Genomic DNA, 16,447 nt, shown 5'->3' with positions numbered 1-16,447 from the left:
GAAATGGCCGCTGTCATAAATCGGTCATCTGGCCGACGTATCCTCGATCGGTATCTTCAACTTCCGGCCGCGGCCGCTCGACCATGCAATACTCGGCAACCGTACACGGCAGAAGCGTCCGTTTCGCCGATCTGCGTACCTTGATGGCCAAGGCCTCGCCCAGACGGGCGGCCGACGAATTGGCCGGATTGGCCGCAGAATCGGAATTCGAGCGTGCCGTCGCCCAGCAAATTCTGGCCGACGTGCCGCTGCGCGAATTTCTGGAACAGCCTTTGATTGCGCCGGAACGCGACGAGGTCAGCCGGCTGATTCTGGAACGCCACGACCCGGTCGCGTTCGCGCCGGTGGCGTCATTATCGGTCGGCGAATTCCGCGACTGGCTGTTGGCCGATAGCGGCGACCTGACGGCTTTGGCCGCCGGCTTGACGCCGGAAATGGTGGCCGCGGTCAGCAAGATCATGCGCAATCAGGATTTGATCGCGGTAGCGCGCCGCCTTCGCGTGGTCAGCCGGTTTCGCAACACGCTGGGTTTGGCCGGGCGCCTATCGACCCGCTTGCAACCCAACCACCCGACCGACGACCCGCGCGGCATCGCCGCCAGCATCATCGACGGTTTGCTGTACGGCAGCGGTGACGCGGTGATCGGCATCAATCCGGCCACCGACAATCTGCACAACGTGCGCACCTTATTGGAATTGCTCGACGACGCAATCGGCCGTTACCAAATTCCGACCCAATCCTGCGTACTATGCCACGTGACGACGGCAATGGAGTTGATGCAACGCGGCGCAGCGGTCGACCTGGTGTTCCAATCCATCGCCGGTACCGAGGCGGCCAACCGTAGTTTCGGTATCGATCTGGCGCTGTTGGGTGAGGCCAAAGCGATGGCCGAAGCGCTGAACCGGGGCAATGTCGGCAATCAGGTGATGTATTTCGAAACCGGCCAGGGCAGCGCGTTGTCCGCCAATGCCCACCACGGCGTCGACGCCCAAACCTGCGAGGCGCGGGCTTATGCCGTAGCGCGCGAGTTCTCGCCGTTGCTGGTCAATAGCGTGGTCGGTTTCATCGGCCCGGAATATTTGTACGACGGCAAACAAATCCTCCGCGCCGGCCTGGAAGACCACTTCTGCGGCAAATTGCTCGGCCTGCCGATGGGCTGCGACGTGTGCTACACCAACCACGCCGAAGCCGACCAGAACGATATGGACAACTTATTGACCCTGCTCGGCGTTGCCGGCTGCAATTTCATCATGGGCATACCCGGCGCCGACGACGTGATGCTGGCTTACCAGAGCACCTCGTTTCACGATGCCTTATATCTGCGCCAAGTGCTGGGCTTGCGGCCGGCGCCGGAATTCGAAGCCTGGCTGGAGCGGATGGGCATTTTCGACGGCGAGAACCGTCTGTCGGACTTGCGTGCCAAAGCCCCGTTGTTGAGCCGGTTCGCGGCCTTGCTCGAATAATGTCCGCGCCCGATCCCTGGTTCGAACTCCGACGTTACACCCAAGCTCGCATCGGCCAGGGCCGGGCCGGCTGCGCCACACCGACTGCGGCGCAGCTTGAATTCCAACTGGCCCACGCGCTGGCGCGGGACGCAGTGCATCAGCCCTGGCAAGTCGGCGATTTTGCCGAGGCGCTGGCGACAACGGGTTGGCAAACCTTGCGCTTGGCAACGCCGATCCACAGCCGGCAGCATTATCTGCAACGGCCCGATCTCGGCCGCGTCCTGGATCAGACTAGCCGCGACCGCTTGCAAAAACTGGACTTGCCGGCCGCCGATGTGGCGCTGGTCGTAACCAACGGCTTGTCCTCAGCCGCCGTCGAACAGCACGGCCTAGCGTTATTGGAGTCAATAGTCGCGACCTACGCCAAGTGTTCGCTGAGCCTGGGTCCGATCTGCCTGGTGCCGGACGCGCGGGTCGCGGTCGCCGACGAAATCGGCGCGTTGCTGGGGGCGAAACTGGCGGTGATTCTCGTCGGCGAACGGCCCGGCCTGAGTGCGGCGGACAGTCTGGGCATTTACTTGACCTACGCCCCGCAACCGGGTCGCACCGACGCCGAACGCAATTGTCTTTCCAATATTCGTCCACCCGCAGGCATGAGTTACACCGCGGCGGCGGCCAAATTGGCGTATCTGAGCTGTCAAGCCTTACAGCGGCAACTGTCCGGCGTGGCGTTGAAAGACGATACTGACGATATCGCTATTGCGGCCGCTCCGGGTCGCGCCAACCTCGAGCCCTTGAGTTAATTTCAGTCCGGTTGTAGATATCCGGCCTTACTGTTTTACCGATCAAGGTCCATCGCACCGCGCCTGCGCTGACCGCCAGATGGCAAATCAGAGTCGGCAAATGGTTTGGCGTAGGGGCGTTTTGCTCCGGATTTGCGCCACCTGAGTCGTTCGAGTTTTTCAGGTAAAAAATCGCCCGTGTTTTTGCTGCTCAGAATTCAGCGCTCGGTTCTCGAATAGCCCTTCCTGCGCATGAGCTTCGCACCTTTCTCCCTCCGCAATGCTTTCCGGGTTCATCGCTAGCTACCGGTCCATTGCATAAGGTTCGGAAACAGCGATAAATATTTCGATGCGGTGCTTGCCAAACAGAGTTTGTTCGGAAATAATAAAAACGAAACGTTTTATTTTTATTTGCCGGAGCAGACGATGGCAGCGGAAACGACGAACAAACCTAAAGTGGGTAGGCCGAAAGCCGGTACCGAAGCTGAGCGCAACGATCATTTGCTGGATCAGGCGCTGGTACAGTTCATGCGCGAGGGCTATGCCGCCGCCAGTATCGCCAAAATCGCGGCGGCGGCCGGGGTTTCGACCCGGACCATTTACGAACGCTATAAAAACAAGGCCGAGCTAATGCTGGCGTCGGTGGATAGGCTGGTCGAAACCGACATTTCCGAAATGCAAGGTATCGAAAATTTACAGGATCTGGCGTGCCGCGACGGCTTGATCGCGCTCGGCGAAAAGCTGCTGGGCAAAGTCATGCAGCCCGACATGATCTCGTTTTACCGGATGGGCGTCGCCGAAGCCTGCCGGTTTCCGGAACTGAGTGAACTGATCAAGAACACCGGCCCCAAGCGCATTCAAGAGATGATCGCCGCTTACCTGCACCGGCACGCCGCGGAAACCGCACTGTCGGTAGCGGAGTTCGAGTCGGCGGCGGCCTTGTTTTTGGAAATGTTGATTGCCGAGCCGCGAAACAAAGCCTTGTTCGGCATTCTGGAAACAGATTGGGATGCGCGCGCCCACGTCGAATTCGTGGTGCAGGTGTTTTTATACGGTATCGCCGGCCGGAGGCCGTCATGAAGGCCGCGATCATGACCATACTGGCCGGCGGCGCGCTGGCCGGCTGCAGCGTGTTCCCCGATTACGTTCGACCGGCCGTCGACACGCCGGCGCAATGGCAAGTTCGGCGCACCGAAGCCGACGGCGCGGCGGAACGGCTGGACTGGTGGCGCCAGTTCAACGATCCGGTGTTGACCCGCTTGCTGCAGGCCGCCGAACAGGATAATCCGACGCTGGATCAAGCGGTGGCGAGCATCGCTTCGGCGCGACCCAGTCTGGCCGGGGCGGAGGCGGGCGGCATGCCCGGCCTGACGGCAAATGGGGCGTTCAGCCGGTCCAAGGGCGGCACGTCCAACGGTATCAACGGCCAAACCAGCGGTTCTATCGGCACTGGGTTCAACAGCGGGATTACCCAACTTCTGTCCGGCAGCCTGGACGCCAGCTGGGAGCTGGATTTATTCGGCAAATTCGCCTTCGGTCGCCAAGCCGAGCAGGCCCGGCTGGATGCGGCTGAATTGGCATTGCACAACGCTAAAGTGAGTTTGGCGGCGGAAGTGGCGAGCGATTACGTCAGTTACCGGGCTTGCCAACTGACCGCGGCGGCCTATCAAAACGCAATTGACTCAAAGCAGGATACTGCCCGCTTGACCGGCGTCCTGGCCGGCGCGGGTTTTTCGTCGCCGGCCGACGCGGTCTTGGCCGAGGCCAGCCTGCACGCCAGCGAATCCAGTCTGATCGCCCAACGCGTCGAGTGCGACAACACGGTCAAGGCTTTGGTGGCGCTGACCGGCCTGGCCGAGACCGAGTTGCGCGCTTGGTTGGATCGAGGCAGCGGCATACCGGTCCCGACCCAATTCCGGGTGGATAGCGTGCCGGCCGATCTGTTGACTCAGCGTCCTGATCTGGCCGCCGACGAGCGCAAGTTGGCGGCGGCCAGCGCCGACATCGGCAACGCGGTCGCCAAGCGCTATCCCAGCGTCAGCCTGACCGGTTCGATCGGCAAGCGCAAAACCGAAACCACCGGCTTGACCCTGAGCAGCAACACCTGGTCGATCGGCCCGACCGTGACCTTGCCGATCTTCGACGGCGGCGAATTACGCTCCAAGGTCGATAGCGCCGAAGCCGCCTATGCCGGGGCGCTGGCCACGTACCGGAGCGACATTCGCGCCGCGGTCAAGGAGGTCGAGCAAGCCTTGGTCAATCTGAGCGGCGCCGAGCAACGCGAAAGTGTCGAAGCCCGTAGCGCCGAACAATATCGCCGGTATTTTCTAGCGTCCGAGCAGAACTGGCGGGCCGGCGGCTTGAGTCTGCTGTCGTTGGAAGACGCGCGCGGGCAGATGATCGCGCAGGAAATCAGCCTTATCACTCAACAACAAAATCGCGTGCAGTACTGGATCGCACTTTACAAGGCTCTGGGTGGCGGATGGCGCGCCCAGGATACGCAATTGAGCGTCGGCGACGCCCGGCACGAGGAACAATTATGAACATACGGCAAACGCTACACCTTAAAACCTGGTTTGTCGGCCTGACGCTGGCCGGCCTGAGCATCGCCGTGCTGGCAATCGCCGCCAAACCGGCACCGGCTGAGGTCGCCGTCAAAACCAAGGCGGTGCTGGCCGTGGAAACGCTGACGCCCAGTCGGCAAGACTGGCCGACCACGATCAAGGTCAATGGCGCGGTAGCGGCTTGGCAGGAAGCCAAAATCGGCGCCGAAATCGGCAGTTTGCGCATCAAGCAAGTCTTGGTCGATGTTGGAGACCGGGTCAAGCGCGGCCAGGATTTAGCGGTGCTGGCCGACGACACCGTCGTTGCCGAACTGCACAAGCAACAAGCCAGCGTCGATAAAAGCCGGGCGAATTTGGCCAAGGCCCGCGCCGACGCCGCCCGCGCCCGCGAAATTCAAGACAGCGGCGCGCTATCGTCGCAGAAAATCGACGAATACGTGATCGCCGAACAAACCGCCCGCGCCGATCTGGCCTTGGCGGAAGCCGAGTTGGAAAACCAGCGGATTCGCTTGCGCCAGACTCACATCGTTGCCTCGGATGATGGCGTGATTTCGGCGCGCGGCGCCGGCCTGGGCGATGTGGTGACGGCGGGCACCGAGTTGTTCCGGCTGGTGCGGCAGGGACGGGTTGAGTGGCGGGCCGAGGTCAACGCCCAGCAGCTCGCTCAAATTCGGCCCGGCCAAACCGTTGAATTGAGCTTGGCGGACGGCGGTCGGGTGAGCGGCACTGTGCGAATGACCGCGCCAACCGTGGACGAAGCTACCCGCAACGCGCTGGTTTACGTCGATATTCCCAGCGCCGCCGCCAAACCGGGCATGTATTTGCAAGGCAGTATCGCCGTCGGCGAACAGGCTGCCTTGGTCGTGCCGCAGACCGCGCTGGTGTTACGGGACGGTCGCGATTATTTGTTCGAAATCGCCGAATCCTCGGTCGCCACCGGGACTCAAACGGTGATACAGCGCAACGTGGTGACCGGCCGCCGGGTCGGCGACTGGGTGGAAATCCGCGAGGGGATTGCCGGCGATGCCCATTTGGTTGCCGGCGGCGGCGCATTTTTAAAGGATGGCGACATCGTCAACGTGACGCCCAAGATCTAAACCGGGTCTAAGTAATCCGTCAGTTAAAGCGCCGGCGAGCGCCTGCCAACGGCAGCTTTTTCAACCACGATGCCGAACGCATCACCATTTATCAGCGCCCATGCGCCGCATCGAGCGGCTTCGGGCGCGGGAGCAAAATCATGAATTTTTCCGCATGGGCCATCCGCAAGCCGGTGCCCAGTATATTGTTGTTCGTGGTGTTATCGATTCTGGGCGGCTTGGGTCTCAAGCAATTGGGCAAGCAAAACTTCCCAGATATCGAAGTGCCGACCATTACCGTCGCCGCTACTCTGGAAGGCGTGGCGCCGGCGCAGTTGGAAACCGAAGTGGCACGCAAGATCGAAGACAAGATCGCCGCGATCGGCGGCGTCGAGCACGTGCGCACCACGATCACCGACGGTTCGGTTTCGATCAAGGTCGAGTTCAACATCGATAAAAATTCCGAGGAGGCGCTGAATCAGGTGCGCAACGCGGTGGACGGCGCCCGCTCGGAATTGCCGTCGGCGATGGCGGCGCCCATCGTCTCCAAGACCACGACCGCCGGCGGCGCGATTTTGACCTACGTGGTCAGCGCCGAAAATATGGACGAAGCGGCCTTGTCGTGGTTCGTCGATAACGACGTCAGCAAGCGCTTGTTGGCGGTGACCGGCGTCGGCAAGGTCACCCGCACCGGCGGCGTCGATCGCGAGGTGCACGTCGATCTCGATCCGGTGCGGATGGCGGGCTTGGGCGCGCTGGTCAGCGAAGTAGCGACGCAACTGAAAAAAGTACAGCAAGACGCGTCCGGCGGCCGCGGCGACATCGGCGGCGGCGTGCAAGCGGTGCGCACCCTGGGCCGGGTGGCGACGGCCGGCGAGCTGCGCAACCTGGACATTCCGCTGGCCAACGGCAGCCACATCAAACTGGACCAAATCGCCGACATCAGCGATACCATCGCCGAGCGTTCCACTTACGCGACCTTGGACGGCAAGCCGGTGGTTGGTTTCGACATCGTCCGCAACAAAGGCACCAGCGAAGTCACCGTGGCCGAAGCGGTGCGCGCGGCGCTGGCCGAGTTTGCCGCCGCGCATCCGCAAGTGCAAATCCGCGAGGCCTTCGACACCGTGCAGCCGGTCGAGGACAACTTCACCGGCTCCATGCATTTGCTCTACGAAGGCGCCTTCCTGGCCGTCATTGTGGTCTGGTGGTTTTTACGGGATTGGCGGGCGACGCTGGTCGCGGCGGTCGCCTTGCCCTTGTCGATTTTGCCGACCTTCGCGGCGATGTGGTATTTCGGCTTCAGCCTGAACATTCTGTCGCTGCTGGCCCTGGCCTTGGTGGTGGGGATTTTGGTGGACGACGCCATCGTCGAAATCGAAAACATCGTCCGCCACTTGCGGATGGGCAAGACGCCGTTGCAAGCGGCGATGGACGCCGCCGACGAAATCGGCTTCGCGGTGATCGCCACCACGTTTACGCTAGTGGCGGTGTTTTTGCCGACCGCGTTCATGGGCGGCGTAGCGGGCAAATTCTTTCGGCAATTCGGCGTGACCGCCGCCGCCGCGGTACTGGCGTCGTTGTTGGTGGCGCGCTTGCTGACGCCGATGATGGCGGCCTATTTACTGCAGCCGCATCCGGAACGCGATAGCGGCGACAGCGCGGTGATGCGCATTTATCTGCGGGCGGTCGAGTGGTGTCTGAGCCATCGAATCACGGTCGGCGTCGGCGTGGTGGTGTTCGTGGTGGGTTCTTTGAGCTTGATGCCATTGTTGCCCAAGGGCTTCGTGCCGGCGGCGGATAACAGTCAGACCAAGGTTGCGTTGGAATTGCCGCCGGGCAGTTCGCTGGCGCAAACCCGCCGTGTCGCCGTCGAGGCCGAACGCCGCTTGCGCGACTTGCCCGACGTCATCCAGGTGTTCACCGCGGCCGGCGTCTCCAGTAGCGGTGGCGGCGGCGCGGATGCCGCCACCACCAACTACGAAGTGCGCAAGGCCACCTTGACCTTAAGTCTGCGCGACCGCGCCGAACGCCCGTATAAACAAGCGGCGGTCGAGGCGGCGATTCGCGAGCAACTGGCCGATCTGCCCGGCGTGCGGGTGACCGTCGGTGCCGGCGGCAGCGGCGAGAAATTGCAACTGACGCTGGCCAGCGACGATCCGCAAGCCTTGCGCCGGGCCGCCGATGCGGTCGAGCTTGAGTTGCGCCAACTGCGCGGTCTCGGGAACATTACCTCCAGCGCCAGCCTGCAACGCCCGGAGATTCAAATCACTCCGGATTTCGGCAAGGCCGCCGAATTGGGTGTCACGGTCGAGGCCTTGGCCGACGTGGTGAGGGTCGCCAGTTACGGCGATTACTCCAACGTGATGGCCAAGCTGAATCTGCCGCAACGGCAAATTCCGATTCGGGTGCGGCTGGCCGAATCCGTCCGCCGGAGTCTGGACGAAATCGGCCAACTGCGGGTGGCCGGACGCGGCGGCAGCGTCAGTTTGGCCACCCTGGCCGACATTCGCCTGGCCGGCGGCTTGCAGCAAATCGACCGGCTGGACCGGATGCGTAATACCACCTTCGACATCGAGTTGGGCGAGCGGGCGGTCGGCGACGTGTTGGCCGAGGCCATGCAATTGCCAACGCTGCAAAATCTGCCGGCCGGCGTGCGCACGATAGAATCGGGCGATGCGCAACGGATGAACGAGTTGTTCGGCAGTTTCGGCGGGGCGATGGCCATTGGCGTGCTGTGCATTTATGTGGTGCTGGTATTGTTGTTCGGCGACTTCAGTCAGCCGCTGACCATTCTCGGCGCGCTGCCCTTATCGCTGGGCGGGGCTTTTCTGGCCTTGCTGATGACCGGCGGCAGCTTCGCGATGCCGAGTGTGATCGGACTGTTGATGCTGATGGGCGTCGTCACCAAAAACTCGATCCTGCTGGTCGAATACGCGATGATTGCCCGCCGCGAGCACGGCCTGAGCCGGCTGGATGCGGTGATCGACAGTTGCCGCAAGCGGGTGCAACCGATCCTGATGACGACCATCGCGATGGGTGCCGGCATGCTGCCGATCGCGCTCGGCCTGGGCGCGGACCCGAGTTTCCGGGCACCGATGGCGATTACCGTGATCGGCGGCTTGCTGACATCGACCGCGCTGAGTCTGGTGATAATTCCGGTGGCCTACACCGCGATCGACGACCTGTTGAGTGTCGCCCGCCGTCTTTTTGCTTCGGTTCGACCCGGAATCGATGGTCGCGATGCAAGATACGGATTGGCCGAATAACCGGTTTAACTACTTGGAGACCAAACTTGAGTAGGCGCTGAGGGGAGAGCAATCATGCCGCTCTCCCAAATCTCCGGGGGTGACTTGAAGGGGTGGGGCCAGGCGACTGCGCCGGCACGCCGTTTAACTGCGGCAATAGACCCCCGGATACTTTCCCCGATCCGGGGGCGCAGGAATCAGGCAATCTCGGCGCTGCTGATCCACAAATCGTGCTTGTTGCACAAACTCAGGGCGTACAGCGTGCCGACATAGCCGTCCAAACTAAAGGTCGAAACCGGCACCGGGTCTTTGCTTGGGTCCAACATGTGTTCGGCCAGGAATTTGTAGTCCTTGTCCAGCAGCACGTGTTTGACAATGTAATGCTCGTATCCTTTCATTTCGTGGGGGGTGGTCACTTTTATGCTGATTTTGCCGCCGTCTTTGGTCGCCTCGATCACCGGCAAGTGGGTGGCTGCCTTTCCGGCCCAGCGGCCCTGAGCGTCCTTGGTGTAGAACAGGTCCCCCGGCGGTGTCGGTACCGCGCCGGCTGCCGCCGAAGCAGCGTGGGGAAGGGCCAGGCCGGCTACCGCGCCGGCCGCGCTGAATTTAATAAAATCGCGACGTTCCATAATAATTTTCCTGGGTTGTGATGGCTGGATGTGGGCGATTAGGCCCGGTAGCTAACGATAATGGATAAATCCGGCCGGGTAAACCGCTTAGACTTGCCGGAGCTGGGATAACACGGAATCCGGGCGGCCAATTAATCGTCGGCGTAGACGCGGTTAACCAGTTCTTTAAACCAGCGCGGCCGGAAAATAACCACGTATAAGCCCAGTGCGCTGGTGATCGGAATCGGTCCGACGCTAAAAATCATGAACACTACAAACACGGCAGCGCATTTGAATCGGGTTGCGGAGGAGGCTTTCACTGTGGTTCTCCGCTAATGCGGGCATCGCCGGCAGGCTGCGGCTTGCCACTCGGTTTCGGCCAGTACGGTAACGCCAGAATCAGGATGCAGACCAGCCAAGCCAGCAATTGCCGGTTCTGCAAGGTATAGCCTAGCGCGACCGGCAGGCCCTCGCCGATGCTGGGGTGGGCCTGGATAAAGTCGTAGGCCGACATGAAGGAATAGGTTTCGCCGGCGACGATGCCGAATATGCCCAAGCCCAACAAAAATGCCAGGCGGCCGCTGTATTTGCCGGCCTCGGCCCCGCTATTCGTCGTCAAGTCGCCTAGCCGGCGGCATACGGCTAGCGCAGCGATCCCCACGGCCGGAATCGTGAATTGCTCGACCGGAAAACTTAAATAGCGGCCGTCGAACGCCAGCAGATAGGTTTTTGCGACGGCCAACGCCATGAACAGCAAGTACCCGGTTTGCAGCGCTGCGCGGCAGGGTGCCGGAACGGCTCGCTCGACTACTGCGGCGTAAACCTGGATCAGCAGCAGGCCGGCGAGTGCCGCATTACCGCATATCATGATCAGCGTGTAGGCCTGTTGCCAGACGCTGTAACTGGTCTCCCAGGATAAGTCGGCCAGATGCACCAGGCATCCGCTGAATACCTGGATCAGCAGCAGATACGCCGTTAGCTTCGGCCAGGCCAAATGTTGTAAAGCCCGCCGGCCGATGCCGGCCGCGGCCAGACTCAGCGCCGCGGCCCAGCCGAACTGCTGCAGCCAGTCCGGATTTTCCTGTACCGGTCCGGTCAGCGGAAACACCGGTTCGCGGTCTATGTCCAGTAAGCCCCAATTGGCACCGACCACGCCTTCGTTGTGGCTTTTCCAGGGCTGGTTGAAAGCTTCGACGATGTTGTAATCGAAACCGTGGCGGTTGGCGACCTGAATCAAATCGCGAATGTAACGCGCCGAGTTGACCACGCCGGGTACTGCGGCGCCGCGCTGCCTGCCGACCGAGGGCCAGCCGGATTCGCCAATCAGAATCGGTTTGTCGACACCCATGCTGCGGGCCTTTTCTTCGATCTGGCGCACGATTTTTTCGACGTGGTCCGCTGCGTGTTCGATTGCGACCGGTTCGTCTTCCCAGTAAGGCAGGATATGCACGGTGATGAAATCCACTTCCTGGAACAGCTGCGGATATTGCATGTAACTGGACCAGACGTCGGCATAGGTCACCGGTTGTTTGACCGCTTGCTTCACCTGGCGGATGTAAGCGATCAGCGTGTCGATATCCATGTCCTTGCGCAATAACACTTCATTACCGACGATGACCCGGGTTACGACGTCCGGGTGCTGGTTGGCGGCTTGAATCAGGCTCTGGATTTCGACTTTGTTTTCCGGGTGGCCGTCGCCGAGCCAGGCGCCCATCATCATATTCAAACCGTGTTGGCGGGCGTATTCCGGGGTTGGTTGCATGCCGCCGCGCACGGAATAGGTGCGAATGGTGTACGTTTTGTCGGCGATCAGCCGGGCGTCGGTGTCGATATGCTCCGGCAACGGAAATTTTTGGGCGATCGGGCTAAAGCCGGCGTGGTAAGGCGCAAACGACAGGCTGCGCAATTTGCCGGACGGCACGTCCGGGCCGGCCGCTTGCGGTTGGTTGCGATACCAAGCGATGGAGCCGTGGGCGACGAAAACGAGTAGCAGGCAGAGCAGGACTTTGAGCGAAGACATGCGGATGAGGGAAGCCGATAATGAATTCGGCGATTATACACCGGCCGTTGCGGTGCCGATGTCCGCGGCTGCAATAGTGATGACGGCAACGGCCGCTCGAATCTATTGCCGATGAAGGAATTTTAAACTGTGCCAAAATTAGGGGAATAGGCGGGCGGGTATCGGCCCGTGGCAAGCGATCCCTTTATCCGGACCATTCGAACATTTTGGCATGGCGAGAAACCGATTTATTTTGTTTGCAACGACGGCCTACCTGATACTCGGTTTGGCCTGGATATTTTTATCCGACACCTTGTTGGCTCAAATTACCGACACCGAATCTGTGGTCTGGTTTTCGACCGCAAAAGGAGTGTTGTTCGTCGTTGCCACTACCGGTTTTCTGTTTTTTGCATTGAATGCGGTCGCGACCGCTTCGGCAGCCGATCTGGCCCAATCCCATCTGACTTCGGCGGTAACCGGTTTTCTCGATAAGCCGCCGCGCTGGCCCATGTACTTGTTTGCCGTCTGCATTACGCTGGCGACGATGTGGGTCAGGCAAGAGTTCGCCATGCCGTTCGGCCAGCGACCGATGCTGGTGCTATTCATGATCCCGGTCGTGTTCAGTGCCTTGCTCGGCGGCAGCGGGCCAGGGTTTACCGCGACGCTGCTGTCGACGGGTTTCGTCTGCTATCGGCTCCTGCTGCCGCTGGAAAGTTTCGTGGTGGTACCGGCGGTGGAAAGTTTGCAATTGGCCATTTTTCTGCTGTCGGGGATTACCTTGTCGTCGCTGAGCGGGCGCTTGCAGCGTTCCTTGGCGGAAGCGCAAGCCACCCGCTACCTGCTGCAAGCCATCGTCGACGGTACCCCGGATGCGGTATTCGCCAAGGATGCGCTGGGTCGATACGTGCTGGCCAATGCCGCCACCTGCGAATTCGTCGGCAAACCGCTCGCGGAAATCATCGGCAAAGACGACTTGGCCTTGTTTCCGGTGGAGGTCGGGATGGCCTTCATGGCCAACGATAGGGCGGCGATGCTCAGCGTCAAACCGATCATGCTGGACGAGCATCTGGAAAACCAGGACGGTTTGGTCTTGGATTTTTTAACCATCAAAGGGCCGGTCGTCGGCCGTAACGGATCGCCGATCGGCATGTTCGCCGTTGCCCGCAACGTGACCGAGCGCAAACGCTTGATGGATACCATTGAGCAACAACGAATAGCGTTGGCGGCCAGCGAGACCCGTTTCCGCCAGATGTACGAGCAGTCGCCCGTGGCCTTTTCCACCAGCAACCGCGATGGCGCCTTCGTCTCCATGAACCGCGAATTCGTCAAACTGTTCGGCTATGGGCCGGACGAATTGTCCAGCATAGAAGATTGGCGGGATAAAGTGATCGCCGATCCCGAATCGAGTCTGCAGCAACTCCAACTCTGCCGGCAGCGGTGGGCCGAACTGGCGGAAACCGAGTTAACCCAATCCGAGTTGTCGGTGCGCAGTAAAGACGGCAGCATCAAAACCGTGCTGCTCGGCCGGGTCCGGTTGGGCGACGAAATGTTGTTGTCGGTGTTGGATATTACTCAGCGCAAACGGGCCGAAGACGCGTTGGCGGACAGCGAGGAGCGGTTGCGGATATTGATCGAACATGCGCCGGCGGCATTGGCGATGTTCGACCGGGACATGCGTTACCTGGCGGCCAGCAAGCGCTGGCGCGAGGATTACCGCTTGGGCGACACCGAACTGTCCGGCGTATCGCATTATGCCGTGTTTCCGGAGATCGGCGACGACTGGAAAGCCGTTCATCGCCGCGGTCTGGCCGGGGAAGTGATCCGCGAAGACGAGGATTGTTTTCGGCGTAGCGACGGCAGTCTGCAATGGTTGAAGTGGGAGGTAAGGCCCTGGCCGGCGCGAGACGGCTCGGTCGGCGGCGTTGTTCTCTTCAGTGAGGACATTACCGAACGCAAGGCCGCGGAGAACGAACGCTACCGGCTATCGGAAGCCTTGCGTCAATCCGCGGCAGCTAATGTAATCGGCACTGCCGACGGCACCATTGAATTTGTCAATCCGGCGTTTTTGCAATTATTCGGCTATGCCGAGCATGAGGTGTGCGGGCGCCACCCGAGTTTTCTGGTGCCGGACGATCCGGACAGCAGAGCCGAACAACTGGCAATATTGCGGCAGGCTTTCGAGCAGGGCGGTTGCGCGCGGGAAGTTGTGCGGCAAGCCAAAGACGGTAGTGCCGTGCCGGTGTTTCTGACCGTATCCAGTATCCGCGATGCCCATGGCAATTTTTTAGGCTTGATGACAACGATTTTCGATCTGCGCGCGATCAAGGCCAAGGATGCGGAACTGGCGGTACGGGAAGTTTTTTACCGTACCATCCTCGATAACGTTCCGGCCTTGATCGGCTACTGGGATAAGGATTTGGTCAATCGCTTCGGCAACGCCGCTTACGCCGATTGGTTCGGCATCGATCCCGCCGCGATTCAGGGTAGACACGTGGGTCAAGTGTTGCCGGAGGAGATTTATCCGAGCAATCTGCCTCGGGTCGCAGCGGTGTTGCGCGGCGAAAAACAGGTGTTCGATACCGAATACCCGGCGCGCAACGGCCGCCCGGCGCGGCATGCCATGGTGCAATACATTCCGGATATCCGGGATCGTGAGGTCAGGGGATTTTATGCAATCGTTTCCGATGTGACTCATCTGAAGCGGGCCGAAGCCGAACTGGAAAACCACCGGTTTCATCTGGAGCGCCTGGTCGAAGCCCGCACCGGGGAAGCCAGGCAAGCGGAACAACGCTATCGGCAAGTGGTCGAGTCGGCCGCGGAAGGCATATTCGAACTCGATGCCCAGGGTTTGGTGCGGATGGCGAATCCGGCCGCGGCGCAATTGTTGGGCTATGCGGTCGAAGACATATTGGGCCGCAACGTGCACGATGTGATTCATTACCGGCGGGCCGACGGCCGGCGTTGTGCTGCCGAAGCCTGTCCTTTGTTCCATGCGGTTGTCGCCGGAAAGGAATTGAGGCTGGACGGCGAAGTGTTCTGGTGTGCCGACGGCCGTGCGTTGCAAGTTTCCGTGGCCACGCAGCCGGTTTGGAACGGAGACGGCTTGTCCGGCGCGGTGATGAGCTTCTATGACAATACCGAACGTTATTTGGCGGATCAGGCCAGGGAAGATGCGCGCCGGGCCGCGGAGCAATTGGCGCGGCTGAAAAGCGATTTTTTAGCCAATATGTCGCATGAGATCCGTACGCCGCTAAACGGCGTGCTCGGTCTGGCCCAGATCGGTTACCGCGACAGTGTGGGCCGGGGCGAAACTCAGGAGATATTTTCCCGCATTCTCGATTCCGGCAAATTGTTGCTGACCATCATCAACGATATCCTGGATTTTTCCAAAATCGAAGCCGGCAAGCTGGAAATCGAAAGCGTGCCGCTCGATCCCGGCTATTTGGCCGCCACCGCCTTGCAAACTTTTGCCGAGGCCGGCGCCGCTAAGAATCTGAAATTGCTTGTCCAAAACGATGCACTGCCCAGGGCGTGCCTGGGCGATCCGGTCAGAATTTCCCAGATTCTGATCAATCTGGTTGCCAACGCCATCAAATTTACCCAGACCGGCGAAATTTGCCTGAGCGGCAGCTGCGAGGGCGGGGAGTTGGTGTTTCGCGTCCGCGATACCGGCATCGGTATTGCCGAATCCAATTTGGCTCGATTGTTCGAGGCGTTCGAACAGGCCGACAGCGCCACCACCCGCAAATTCGGCGGCACCGGCCTGGGCCTGGCGATTAGCCGGCGCCTGGCGGTAATGATGGGCGGTACGCTCGAGGTCGACAGCAGACTGGGTGTGGGTAGCACCTTTACTCTGCGTCTACCGCTACGGCTGATCGATCACTGCGACAATCCGGTTGCCATCACCCGCACTACTGGCGAAAGGCGTCTGGCCGGCCTGCGGATACTCGCCGCCGAGGACAATGCGATCAATCAGTTGGTGCTGGAGGATTTTCTGCGCCAGGAAGGCGCCGAGGTGCAGATGGTCGCTAACGGGCGTTTGGCCGTCGAAGCGGTGCAACAAGCGGCGCAGAACTTCGATCTGGTGTTGATGGATGTACAGATGCCGGAGATGGACGGGCTCGAGGCAACCCGGCTCATCAGGCAAATTGCGCCGGCGCTGCCGGTGATCGGCCAGACCGCTCACGCTCTGAAAGAAGAACATATGCGCTGTTTGGCGGCAGGAATGGCGGCGACTTTGACCAAGCCGCTCGATATCGAAACCCTGGTGTCGGCCTTGCGCGATCAGATTGGCAATGCCGGTGCCATGCCGGGCTTGGCGCCGTTGAGTTTAGGCCAAGCGCAGCCGACGCCACTGCCGGCAGTCGATTGGCCGGCGCTTGCCAAAAAGTTTCCGAATCAAACCGATTTCGTCGACCGTTTGATTCGAATGGCGGCCGAGCATCACGCAGGCGATGCCGAACTATTGCGCCAAGCGCTGGCAGGCCGGGATTTGGAGGTAATCAAGGAGACGGCTCATAATTTAAAAGGCATGGCCGGCAATGTCTGCGCGCCGGAGTTGGAAGCGGTTGCGATTCGGGTGTTGCGTTCGGTCCGGCTTGACGACGAACATGCGTTGCGCCAAGCCGAAGAGTTGATCGAGGCCTTGCAGCGGGCCATCGCCGAGTTGAATCGACGCCGTCCCGGTTGATGCCCTGCGGCCGGCTGCTTGAACCGGCCGCAACCAAC

General features: G+C 60.8%; 10 protein-coding genes. 7 read left to right on the top strand and 3 right to left on the bottom strand.

All coding sequences use genetic code 11. The features are described from left to right. Positions 1 to 83 precede the first annotated feature (83 nt). From PL263_RS05985 to PL263_RS05960, 6 genes are all read left to right on the top strand, one after another. Positions 84 to 1,463 carry an ethanolamine ammonia-lyase subunit EutB gene (locus PL263_RS05985; protein ID WP_278212144.1) on the top strand — a complete coding sequence of 460 codons (1,380 nt, stop codon included), beginning with the start codon at positions 84 to 86 and terminating at the stop codon, positions 1,461 to 1,463. Then, positions 1,463 to 2,248 carry an ethanolamine ammonia-lyase subunit EutC gene (gene eutC / locus PL263_RS05980; protein ID WP_278212143.1) on the top strand — a complete coding sequence of 262 codons (786 nt, stop codon included), beginning with the start codon at positions 1,463 to 1,465 and terminating at the stop codon, positions 2,246 to 2,248. The genes PL263_RS05985 and eutC overlap by 1 nt, the downstream gene beginning before the upstream one ends. A 405-nt stretch (positions 2,249 to 2,653) precedes the next feature. Next, positions 2,654 to 3,307, top strand: coding sequence for a TetR/AcrR family transcriptional regulator C-terminal domain-containing protein (locus PL263_RS05975; protein WP_278212142.1), 654 nt, complete (start codon positions 2,654 to 2,656; stop codon positions 3,305 to 3,307). Beyond that, positions 3,304 to 4,770, top strand: a complete 1,467-nt coding sequence (locus PL263_RS05970) for an efflux transporter outer membrane subunit (RefSeq protein ID WP_278212141.1) — start codon at positions 3,304 to 3,306, stop codon at positions 4,768 to 4,770. Before PL263_RS05975 ends, PL263_RS05970 begins: the two co-directional genes overlap by 4 nt. Further along, on the top strand, positions 4,767 to 5,888 hold the full coding sequence (locus PL263_RS05965) for an efflux RND transporter periplasmic adaptor subunit (RefSeq protein WP_278212140.1): 1,122 nt from the start codon (positions 4,767 to 4,769) through the stop codon (positions 5,886 to 5,888). The genes PL263_RS05970 and PL263_RS05965 overlap by 4 nt, the downstream gene beginning before the upstream one ends. A 140-nt stretch (positions 5,889 to 6,028) precedes the next feature. After that, entirely contained in the window at positions 6,029 to 9,133 is a 3,105-nt protein-coding gene (locus PL263_RS05960) for an efflux RND transporter permease subunit (protein WP_278212139.1), read from the top strand. A 176-nt stretch (positions 9,134 to 9,309) separates the two neighbouring features. Here PL263_RS05960 and PL263_RS05955 read toward each other — a convergent pair whose 3' ends face one another. The 3 genes from PL263_RS05955 to PL263_RS05945 form a co-directional block, all read right to left on the bottom strand. Further along, the gene (locus PL263_RS05955) at positions 9,310 to 9,741 is read right to left on the bottom strand and encodes a desulfoferrodoxin family protein (RefSeq protein WP_140911566.1); all 432 of its coding nucleotides are present in this window, start codon (positions 9,739 to 9,741) and stop codon (positions 9,310 to 9,312) included. Positions 9,742 to 9,872: 131 nt separating this feature from the next. Beyond that, on the bottom strand, positions 9,873 to 10,040 hold the full coding sequence (locus tag PL263_RS05950; RefSeq protein WP_278212138.1) for a hypothetical protein: 168 nt from the start codon (positions 10,038 to 10,040) through the stop codon (positions 9,873 to 9,875). Next, complete coding sequence (locus PL263_RS05945; protein ID WP_278212137.1) at positions 10,037 to 11,740, bottom strand: exo-beta-1,3-glucanase; 1,704 nt, start codon at positions 11,738 to 11,740, stop codon at positions 10,037 to 10,039. The genes PL263_RS05950 and PL263_RS05945 overlap by 4 nt, the downstream gene beginning before the upstream one ends. A gap of 211 nt (positions 11,741 to 11,951) precedes the next feature. Between PL263_RS05945 and PL263_RS05940 the strand changes: the two genes are divergently transcribed. Next, a complete protein-coding gene (locus PL263_RS05940) occupies positions 11,952 to 16,409 on the top strand; it encodes a PAS domain S-box protein (RefSeq protein ID WP_278212136.1) in 4,458 nt (1,485 codons plus the stop codon). Positions 16,410 to 16,447: the final 38 nt, after the last annotated feature.

Origin of the sequence: Methylomonas sp. EFPC3, from assembly GCF_029643245.1 — a bacterium.
GTDB lineage: Bacteria > Pseudomonadota > Gammaproteobacteria > Methylococcales > Methylomonadaceae > Methylomonas > Methylomonas koyamae_B.
This window is presented reverse-complemented; position numbering and strand designations above follow the sequence as displayed.